The sequence below is a fragment of the Phycisphaerales bacterium genome, from assembly GCA_020852515.1.
Classification (GTDB): domain Bacteria; phylum Planctomycetota; class Phycisphaerae; order Phycisphaerales; family UBA5793; genus UBA5793.
In genome coordinates, this window is the sequence record JADZAS010000024.1 from 1 (window position 1) to 9004 (window position 9004).

Consider the following 9004-nt stretch of genomic DNA (forward strand, 5'->3'; position numbering starts at 1 on the left):
GTTTCGTCTTCGCTTCGCTGTTCATCGCCGCCCTCCCTGGAGATCAGAAAGGCGGATACGGCGGCGCGGAGCCCGCTGCACATCCGTGCCATACAGAACCGCGCCCTGCATCGACGCCGCGACGGCGGCGCCGACAAGGCAGTCGAACCAGTGGTTGTCAGCGCCGGAGAGGCGGAGTTTCCACTCATCGACGGTGCGGCCACGGCCTTCAGTTTTCACGCGGTACTCGCTCGTGAGGTGCTCGGCGATGAGGCGGTGCGCTTCGGGTTTTCGGCCGAAGAGCGACACGCAGCCGGCATCGCCCATCGGCACCGCCAGCCGCGCGTGGATGAACGATTTCCAGTAGTTCGTGTCGAAGAGCACGTGACGCACGGCGCGGCGGCCTGCGACATTTGGGATGCGCCAGTTCAGGCCGACACGGTCGCCCCGCTTGCGCTTGTATTCGCTGAAAGGGATGCTTGAAGCGCCGACATACCGCCCGTGTGACGGCAGGAGTACGCCAGCATAGGTGGACTGGCGGCAGAACTGGTACACGACATCCGTCGAAGCACCCCAGTTGGCGTCGATGAGGCAGTGGTCGATGCGCACCATCGCGCCGTCATCGCGCTTCCATTCCCGGCCGAGCTTCGCGTCGGTCAGTCGCTCCAGCCCCGCATAGATGGCGCCCTCAAGTCCGGCGCGCGGCGCTGCCATCGCCAGCGTCCGCTTCACCTCCCGTAATGTGAAATACCCCGCCTTCTGGTCCGGCTCCGTACCGTAATCGACGACATGGCCTGTAAAGTCCTCTTCCCACGCCGCCACGAGCCAGAACAGGCACTTTTCCTGCACGTCGATGAACATCGTCAGGTGCGAACAGCCGACCGGGATTTCGCCGCGCCGCATGCCGTTGGTTTTCGCGGCAATCTGATCCGCGCTGAGCAGATCTTCGTCCGCTTGCTGCTCAGGCAATGGGTCGTTCTGGTACTCCGCCCAGAACGCCGCCTCGTCCTGGAGCTTGAGATTCATCGCGTGCTGGATCGCGGAGGCTTCATCGTGGTTGAACCGCGCCGGCCACGCGATGGTGGCACCTTCGTCCATTTCGGCCTGGTGCTGGCGATAGAACGCCGTTGCCGCCGAGATTCCCGCATCATGGCGCAGCCCATCGGCGCGGATTTCGGCGTACTTGGCCCAAAGCGCCTCCCGAGTCGGGAACGCATAGACCATGCGCGTGCGCTCGCCTTGCCACTGGGGATGCTTCTCCCGATCCAGGAGTCGATCGGCCATGTCGTCGGGGCGCACCACGGTGATGGTCATGAGGCCGGCAATCTTTCTCCCCGGGCCGGCCAGGCCGAGAATGGCGCCGGCGAGGATCCGCTCGCGGGTGTTGCACTGTGAGGGCGAGCGCGCCGACTCATCCGTCTGCGGGTCATCGATGAGAACAAGCGAAGGACGCACCGACTGGCCGTCGGGACGCTTGTGCTTCATGCCCCGGATACGCCCGGTGATGCCCGCAACGCGAATGATCGCCCCACTTGCCTTCGAATTGGGCACCGTCGGCAGCACAATCTCCTTGGCGGTCCAGCCGATGTGCGTCTGCCGCCCTTCATGGAGCTGGCCCGAGGAGCGCTGGTGGATGCCCTCGAGGCTGTGGATTGGAAAGAGCACCTCGGGGAGGTCGGCCAGGAGCGATTCGTTGTTCTCGAGTTCCGCCTTGATCGAGTCGAGCATGTTCGCGGCATGATCTTCATCAGCGCCGATGAGCGCCACGAACTCCCGGGCTCCAATGAGTATCGCCCAGAGGCAGGCGATCTCGCAGAGGGTGGTCTTGCCACTCCCGCGCGGCATCGCCATCGCGAAGAGCCCGCCCTCCAGGACCGCCTTCTCAATCTTCTCGATGACTTTGAGATGGTCATCCGACCACGGCAGGCTGAACGTCTGAGGGAAGTACGTCTCGCAGAATGATCGGAACGACCTCTCGCACCGAGCCCGGCGATGAACGTCGGTCGCCTCGGCCAGAGCGACGATTTCCCGCCCTGCGAGGGATGCCGGCAGATCGTTCTGCACGGGCCGATCGCCACGCGCGTGAGGCAACTCATCCGCGGCCGATTCCGCCGCGTTCAGTCGTGCATGCCGCTCGGCGACGAGCCAGGCCGTGTAGCGGAGCAGATCAACCGTCTTTCCGTCGCCAATGCGATATCCGGCCCGGCTGCGATGACGGTGCAATTGCCGCTCGCTGATCACCTCGCCCAATGGAGTCGAGTTGAGCAGGCGGCAGATTTCGCTCGGTCGCAGAGAGCGAGGGTCAATCGCCACGTCGGTCGCCGCCCCCCGTCATTCCTTGGCTGAGATTCCGCACCACCCAAGCCGCATAGTGCACGAGGTTGAGAGTGCCATCGCCGTTGGTCGGTGCGCCCTCGTCGATGTCGCGCTCGATCATCGCCGCAGTGGTCGGTTGACCACCGACGCGCGTAAGCAGGCGCGCCATCTCGGCTACGGGAAGTGCAGCCGGATTGAGCGCACCGATACGATCGCGCTGTTGATCAGGCGGCCCGGTCATGGCACTCCAGTTCAGCTTGAGACATCACCGGTGCAAACCACGACCTCCCTTGCCCGCCACAAATCTGGCCCGGCGCGGCGAGAATCCGGCCAGTACCTAGCACATACCTAGCGGACAGCGCGTCCCCGTTGGCGCAGTTGCCCACATGCGACGGCATTTGCCCACATTCTGCGAAATGTGCTGGAATCCTCGGCGAATCGCCTTGCATCTTCGCGCGGCTCATGCCCTCATGTGTCACTGAAAACGCGGCCGACGCCGCATCAACGCCAACGCCAAAGGAGCAACGACCATGACGACGCGAACCACCAATGAGAACGACCACGCCAAGCGGATCCGCCAGCACGCCATGTTCAGCGAAACCGACCTGCGCTACCTGCGGGCCAAGGGCTACACCGACGAGGAGATCCTCGCCTTCTGGGATCGCGACCACGCGATGGGCAAGGAGCCGGTCATCCACGCTGGCGCGCGGGTCGAGAGCATCGCCATCCGCGTCGAATCGGTGCAGAAGCAGGTCAGCGCGAGCGCAGCGCTCAACATCGAACTGGGCATCAGCGCCTACAAGACCGGCTGCGCCAATGTCGCGGTGAGCGACAACTACGCCCCGACCTACAGCTTCGAGGCCATCGACATCGACACCACGCGGCGGGCCCTGGCCGAGCGGATCTTCGAGCAGAAGTTCGACGCCTTGAGCGCCGGCCAGCGCGGCGAACTCGACGCAGTCGTGCGGGCCTGCATGCTCGTCGCCCACATCACCACCATCTGAAGCGCGGCAGCGCGAACCGGAAGGAGCAGCACCATGTTGATCACGGGCATGACCATTCGAGGCGAGGGCGGCGAGGTCGAGATCGCCCGCACCGACGACGGGGCGCTCATCACCGCGGGCGGCCGCGTCATCTGCGAAGTCGGCCGCCGTGAGAGCGACGAGGCGCGCTTCGCCAAGGTGCAGAAGGTCGCGCTGGCCATCTACGGCGCCGACCGCATGCACCGCATCAACGCGACCAATTCCATGATCCACGACGTGCGCCTCGAGATCGAGCGCGTCGCCGGCTGCTGAACGACCAACGACCAACGGAACGGAGATGCCATGAGCACACGCGACAACACCTTGAACACCATCGCCCGCGAAGCCCTCGGCCTCGAGACCCTCGAAACCCGCAACAGCGACCGCCTCGACTTCCACGACACCGCGGTGTGGTGCGTGAAGGAAGCGCTCGAGCGGGCGTACGAGGCAGGACGAAAGTCGGCCCGGCCGACCAAGGCCGTGTGCCCGGCGTGCGGGCGCAAGATCGAGATCACGCCGCTGCCGGGGACGAACTGAATCACCACGCGCGGCGGTGGCGTTCACCCTCGCGCCATTGTGAACCGCTGCATCAACGAAAGGAGCAGCACGATGAAGAAGAACGACGTCAGAATCGGCGGAACCTACACCGCCAAGGTGAGCGGCAAGATCGCCAAGGTGCGCATCGACGCCGAGAACCGCAACGGCGGCTGGGACGCCACCAACCTCGAGACGAAGAAGAAGGTGAGGATCAAGTCCGCCCAGCGGCTTCGAGCCGAAGCCGGGCCGCCGCCGAAGGCGACCGACAACAAGGATGCCAACCAGGCCTCCGGCGTGAAACCCGGGGGCCGCGTTGTTGACCGGGATGCCCAGCGCATCGCCGAGCGCGACGCCAAGGCCGCGGCCAAGGGTCTCGTGCTGAAGACGGAAGTCGTCAACGGCAGGGAACGCTCGCGGTGGGTGAAGAAGGCGGCGGAAGCCGCGGCGCAGCAAGGAACGACGGACGCACCGGCGAAGACGCCAGCCGCAACGCCGGCCGCAACGGAAAAGCGCAAGGGCCGGCGCACGCCGCCGCGGATCGCGCTGGTCAATAAGGACGACTACGCCGAGATCACCAAGCAGGTTGAAGAGCTGCCCACCAGCAAGAACCACGTCTGCTGGAAGAAGAACGGCAAACTCTACGAGTTGTACTTCCGCGTCGATGGCCGCACGCCGCTTCTCTACCGCGCGCCGGCGACCTCGCCCATCGACGCGAAGACCGGATGCCGCGAGGTGGACGCCTCGGGAAGTGTCACGGGCGTCTTCCACATCAAGCAATCGATCAAGCAGTTGACCGGCAAGTCCCCGGCACAGATCGGCATCACCATGCCACCCGACCGCGGCGCGCCCAAGGCGCGCACGACCACCTCGAAGACGAAAGACGGCAAGGCCGAGTCCAAGCCGCGCAAGAAGCGCGAGGGGCTCAGCGGGCTCGATGCCGCAGCGCAAGTCCTGGGGCGGGCCAAGGAGCCGCTCGACGCCAAGACCATCGCCGAGCGCGCCATCGCCGCAGGCTGGAAGACCAACGGCGCGACGCCGCACGCGACCTTGTACGCCGCGATGATCCGCGAGATCAAAGCCAAGGGCAAGGAAGCGCGGTTCATCAAAGCCGACAAGGGCCGGTTCACGGCCCGGAAAGGAGCGTGAGTGATGGACCGGCAAGTCCAACGACTGCTCGCCCATGCCGACCAGACCCGCGCCACGATGCGCGACACCTTGGCCGAAATGTCCGCCGCCGAGAAGGCCGCGCTCATTCGCACGTGCGCCGCGGGCGACCTCGCCGGGTTCGACGAACGCACCGCGCTGCTGGTGGGCCTGCTGGCGATCGTCGCCATCTTCGATCTGAGCGAAGCGCGCGGGGAGGTGCGCCCATGACGGTTGAACATGAACTGAATCTCGTCGAGCCGGAAGCCGCCTGCCCGAACTGCGGCGAGCGCCGCATCGACGAGCTGGTCTGGCAGAACGATGAGGATGGCCAGGTCCGCTGCGCCACCTGCGACTTCGTCTACATCCCGCCGAACCGGCGGCCTGCGGAAGGTGGTGATGATCATGACCAGCAGTCATGAGACCGGCGCGCTGCGTCAGGTGCTGCTCGCGGCCCAGCGTCTGCTCGAAGCCCGCGAGGACCAGATGGTCACCGCCGAGGAATGGGAAGCGCTCGCCGGCGCGGTCAGCGCGGCGACGGGAAAACCCACCAGCGGACCGGGTGAGTCCTTCGCCGTGGACGCCGCCAGCGGCGCGCTGCTGCGCCGCGTGGTGCCCAAGCGCGGCCAGCCCTACGAGCACATGTGTTCGCGGGCGGTCTACGAAGAGGTCGCTCACGCCATCGACCTGATGGGCAAGGCCGCGTTCACCTTGGAGGAGATCCGCAGCAAGGTCGGCGGCGGCGACGAAACCAGCATGCCGCCGTGGTCGCAGGTGGCGACGGCCGTCGCGTTCCTCAAGGAGCGATCCTGCATCGTGCCCGGCCGCGAGCGCAAACATGTCGCCGCGACTGACGACACCTGGCTCGACGCCATGATCGAGTACCATGCCCTGCGCGAGAAGGGGCCGGAGGAGACGGCGGGCGAATAACCGGAACCATCTCAGCAAGCGTTCACAGCCGTGACCCAGGTCGCGGCTGTGTCTGCGGGAAGCGGGTGATCTTTGGTGTCCCATAGAATGATCACCATGCGATTCACAGATACTGCGGTCCATCAAGCATTCAAAATGCACCATGACGTCTACGCCGTTCAACGTGGATGGGGGATCGACTACCACGTTGGTTGCTGGAACATGGCCCATCGCGCGTTCGAAAACAGCCAGTTCGAGGAATTCAAGCCCCTCTACGACGAGCTTCGTCGACACTGGCAGGTGTTTCGGAACTCCAGCGGGCCACCGTGGACCGCCCGCCAGACGTTCGACCACCTTGAGAGCCAAAACCAGCAGATCAGAAAACTGACGCTTCAGGATCTCAACGACGATCATCTCAACAGCGTATGGTCCGTCATTCAGAGCATGTCTGGCATCAAACCGACCCAGAGCCCGACCGTCGTCGCCGTTTCTAAGTTCCTTCACTTCTGGAACCCGAGACTTTTTGTCATTGTGGACGACGCCATCATGTGGCAGCGAGTGTTGTCGCGATCTTGGCTCAGGGCTTCCATTGAACTGGAGCAGAACTGCATCACATCGCTGCTCAAGGATCCGAAGTGTCCGAGGAACGACCTGTGGTGTGATCTGCTGATGTATCTCGCGGTTCTCGTGTGGGCGTCGCACTTGATGCGTCGAAATCCAGAGGTCACTCGACACTTCGCCGAGTACGTTCGCAAGTGTGAGGGTGTGCGCCCAATTGACTTTCCGATTCAGACCTATGAAGCAGCGGCAGTGGAGTGGCTCCTTCTCGGCCTGGCTGAGATTCCTCCGCCTGGCATCGAACTCCGCAACGACTGAGTGCCTACGCATCGTTCGCCGCCTTGAATGATGAAACATGCTCCGCCTTCTTCCCTGTGAACTGTTCGTACCGTTGCACGATCACGTCGCAGTACGCAGGATCAAGTTCCATCAGGAACGCACGGCGCTGTGTCTGCTCGGCGGCGATCAGAGTCGAACCCGATCCGCCGAACAGGTCAAGCACGTTCTCGCCGGCGTGAGATGAGTACTGCACGGCCCGCACCGCCAACTCGACCGGCTTCTCCGTCAAATGCACCATCGACGCCGGGTTCACCTTCTTCACGTGCCAAAGGTCGGTCGCGTTGTTCGGACCGAAGAAGCGATGCGCAGCGCCCTCGCGCCATCCGTAGAACGCGATCTCGAAGGCGCCCATGTAGTCCTTTCGCGTCAAAACCGGATGCTGCTTGTCCCACACGATGCCCTGGCTGAAGTACAGCCCGGCGCGTTTGAGCGGACCCGGATAGTTCCCGAGGTTGGCGTAGCCGCCCCAGATGTAGAACCCGCCGCCCGGGATGAGCACGCGCGCCATATTGCCGAACCACGCGTCGAGCATCTCGTCGAACGCTTCGTCGGAAACGAAGTCGTTAGCGAGCGGTCGGTCCTTGGCCCGCATCTTCGTCGTCGTCCGCTTCTTCTCACCCTGCCGCGCGACGTCAAACGATTGGTGATGCGTGCGCTTCTTCTTCGACTCGGGGAACGACGAGTTGCCGGCGGCGATGGCGTTGTTCGATCGCGGTTCGACCTTGACGTTGTACGGCGGATCGGTGTTCACGAGATGGATCGGCTGGCCATCGAGCAGACGATCGACATCCGCCGCGCTCGCGCTGTCGCCGCACAGCAGCCGGTGCTCACCCAGAACCCACAAGTCGCCGCGCTTCGTGATCGGCTCATCGGGCGGCTCGGGAATGGCATCGGGATCGGTCAACCCGTCGCGCACGCCGGGGTCGAGCAACTTCGCCAGGTCGTCGGCGCTGAAGCCGAGGCCCGACCAGTCGATGCCGGCGCCCTGGAGTTCAGCCATCTCGATGGGCAGCAACTCCATGTTCCATTCCGCGAGTTCGGCCGATTTGTTGTCGGCGATGCGATAGGCCCGCACCTTCTCAGGCGACAGGTCGATCGCGACGTGGACCGGCACCTTCTCGAGGCCGAGGCGCTGCGCAGCCTTCCACCGCGTATGCCCGCAGATGATCACGCCGTCACCATCGACGACGATCGGCTGCCGCCAACCGAAGGCCTGGATGCTGTTCATCACCGCCTCGACGGCGTCATCGTTGAGCCGCGGGTTCTTCTCGTACGGTTTGATCTCGGCCAGCGGCCGCAGTTCCACCTTGAACGCGTTCATGAGTCCGTTCTCCTTGTGCTGGTTGCCGGGCGGCCAAAGGGCGATTCCGCCGGACCGGTGGCCGCCATGTCGCCGCCCACGTTCGCCCCTGTGGCGAAATGTGCCGAAGCGGCGTAGTTCCGGCCGCCTGCCGTGGGCACATCGCCACGTGGGCGAACGTCGCGGCCCACGTTCGGCCCGCCGTGGACCGGCAAGGGCAGCAGGCCGATCTCGCGCTCCGATCGTGGGGCCGCGGCCATCCGCGTGTACATGGCGTTCGCGCCCATGCGCCACGCGAGCGCGCAGTCGTCGGCGGCGTCGATGCCGCTCCCCACCTCCGGCTGCGGGTCCTCCAGCGCAGCGCGCCCGCCGTCCGTCAACGAGTACCACGCCCGGCCGTGCAGGTCAGATCCGCTCTCCAGCCAGCCGCGGATCAGCGCAGGGATCGCCGTCTCCTCAAGTTTCGACAGCAGCCGGCGATTGGCGCGGCCGGTCTCGTCGCCTCCACATGCGGCCCAGTTCGCCGGCGTGCCCGCCAGCGCCCATTCCGCCGTCCATCGCGTGCCGAGGTGCATCATCGTCGCCCGCTCATCATCGACGTCGGCGAGGCGCTCACAGACCTCCCGGCCATCGCCCCAGCACGGCGCGCCGGCCAGCGAGCAGGCCCGCTCGATTCCGGCGTCGAGCAACCGCACTCTCAGCACCTTCGTCTTTTCGACCCTACGCGTCAGAAGCCCGTGCCGTTCCAGACGCCCAAGCGCCTCGACATTCTCATCGCGCTCATCCCGATCGCGCCCCTGATGCCGCCAGGGCAACCCCATGCCGGATCGGAACGACCGTCGTGCCAGGTACGCCGCTGCAGCGCCGCCGCCATTCCACGGCCCGCGCCAAGGCGCGAACA

Annotated in this window: 12 protein-coding genes; 8 read left to right on the forward strand and 4 right to left on the reverse strand. The window is 65.0% G+C overall.

From position 1 onward, the window contains the following. Positions 1–21: 21 nt before the first annotated feature. Positions 22–2292 (reverse strand): phage terminase large subunit family protein, encoded by a 2271-nt coding sequence (locus IT430_15940; GenBank protein ID MCC6909432.1) that lies wholly within the window; start codon positions 2290–2292, stop codon positions 22–24. Continuing rightward, positions 2282–2536, reverse strand: a complete 255-nt coding sequence (locus IT430_15945; GenBank protein ID MCC6909433.1) for a hypothetical protein — start codon at positions 2534–2536, stop codon at positions 2282–2284. The genes IT430_15940 and IT430_15945 overlap by 11 nt, the downstream gene beginning before the upstream one ends. 289 nt (positions 2537–2825) lie before the next feature. Between IT430_15945 and IT430_15950 the strand changes: the two genes are divergently transcribed. The 8 genes from IT430_15950 to IT430_15985 all read left to right on the forward strand — a co-directional run bounded on the left by IT430_15950 (position 2826) and on the right by IT430_15985 (position 6782). Further along, the gene (locus tag IT430_15950) at positions 2826–3299 is read left to right on the forward strand and encodes a hypothetical protein (protein MCC6909434.1); all 474 of its coding nucleotides are present in this window, start codon (positions 2826–2828) and stop codon (positions 3297–3299) included. 33 nt (positions 3300–3332) lie between these two features. Then, a complete protein-coding gene (locus tag IT430_15955; GenBank protein MCC6909435.1) occupies positions 3333–3590 on the forward strand; it encodes a hypothetical protein in 258 nt (85 codons plus the stop codon). A gap of 30 nt (positions 3591–3620) precedes the next feature. Then, on the forward strand, positions 3621–3854 hold the full coding sequence (locus IT430_15960; GenBank protein MCC6909436.1) for a hypothetical protein: 234 nt from the start codon (positions 3621–3623) through the stop codon (positions 3852–3854). Positions 3855–3926: 72 nt separating this feature from the next. After that, entirely contained in the window at positions 3927–5000 is a 1074-nt protein-coding gene (locus IT430_15965) for a winged helix-turn-helix domain-containing protein (GenBank protein ID MCC6909437.1), read from the forward strand. Between the two features lie 3 nt (positions 5001–5003). Next, a complete protein-coding gene (locus IT430_15970) occupies positions 5004–5228 on the forward strand; it encodes a hypothetical protein (GenBank protein ID MCC6909438.1) in 225 nt (74 codons plus the stop codon). After that, a complete protein-coding gene (locus IT430_15975) occupies positions 5225–5419 on the forward strand; it encodes a hypothetical protein (GenBank protein ID MCC6909439.1) in 195 nt (64 codons plus the stop codon). The genes IT430_15970 and IT430_15975 overlap by 4 nt, the downstream gene beginning before the upstream one ends. Beyond that, complete coding sequence (locus IT430_15980; protein MCC6909440.1) at positions 5403–5927, forward strand: hypothetical protein; 525 nt, start codon at positions 5403–5405, stop codon at positions 5925–5927. Before IT430_15975 ends, IT430_15980 begins: the two co-directional genes overlap by 17 nt. A 96-nt stretch (positions 5928–6023) precedes the next feature. Next, the gene (locus IT430_15985; GenBank protein MCC6909441.1) at positions 6024–6782 is read left to right on the forward strand and encodes a hypothetical protein; all 759 of its coding nucleotides are present in this window, start codon (positions 6024–6026) and stop codon (positions 6780–6782) included. Between the two features lie 4 nt (positions 6783–6786). Here the strand turns inward: IT430_15985 and IT430_15990 are convergent, their stop codons facing one another. Then, positions 6787–8124, reverse strand: a complete 1338-nt coding sequence (locus IT430_15990; GenBank protein MCC6909442.1) for a ParB N-terminal domain-containing protein — start codon at positions 8122–8124, stop codon at positions 6787–6789. Beyond that, positions 8121–8924, reverse strand: a complete 804-nt coding sequence (locus IT430_15995) for a hypothetical protein (protein ID MCC6909443.1) — start codon at positions 8922–8924, stop codon at positions 8121–8123. The genes IT430_15990 and IT430_15995 overlap by 4 nt, the downstream gene beginning before the upstream one ends. Between the last annotated feature and the right edge of the window lie 80 nt (positions 8925–9004).

Excerpts from the sequence above, each read along its gene's own strand:
- IT430_15945 (MCC6909433.1), bottom strand. The coding sequence starts at position 2,536 with ATGACCGGGCCGCCTGATCAACAGCGCGATCGTATCGGTGCGCTCAAT.
- IT430_15950 (MCC6909434.1), top strand. The coding sequence starts at position 2,826 with ATGACGACGCGAACCACCAATGAGAACGACCACGCCAAGCGGATCCGC.
- IT430_15955 (MCC6909435.1), top strand. The coding sequence starts at position 3,333 with ATGTTGATCACGGGCATGACCATTCGAGGCGAGGGCGGCGAGGTCGAG.
- IT430_15960 (MCC6909436.1), top strand. The coding sequence starts at position 3,621 with ATGAGCACACGCGACAACACCTTGAACACCATCGCCCGCGAAGCCCTC.
- IT430_15965 (MCC6909437.1), top strand. The coding sequence starts at position 3,927 with ATGAAGAAGAACGACGTCAGAATCGGCGGAACCTACACCGCCAAGGTG.
- IT430_15970 (MCC6909438.1), top strand. The coding sequence starts at position 5,004 with ATGGACCGGCAAGTCCAACGACTGCTCGCCCATGCCGACCAGACCCGC.
- IT430_15975 (MCC6909439.1), top strand. The coding sequence starts at position 5,225 with ATGACGGTTGAACATGAACTGAATCTCGTCGAGCCGGAAGCCGCCTGC.
- IT430_15980 (MCC6909440.1), top strand. The coding sequence starts at position 5,403 with ATGACCAGCAGTCATGAGACCGGCGCGCTGCGTCAGGTGCTGCTCGCG.
- IT430_15985 (MCC6909441.1), top strand. The coding sequence starts at position 6,024 with ATGCGATTCACAGATACTGCGGTCCATCAAGCATTCAAAATGCACCAT.
- IT430_15990 (MCC6909442.1), bottom strand. The coding sequence starts at position 8,124 with ATGAACGCGTTCAAGGTGGAACTGCGGCCGCTGGCCGAGATCAAACCG.
- IT430_15995 (MCC6909443.1), bottom strand. The coding sequence starts at position 8,924 with ATGGGGTTGCCCTGGCGGCATCAGGGGCGCGATCGGGATGAGCGCGAT.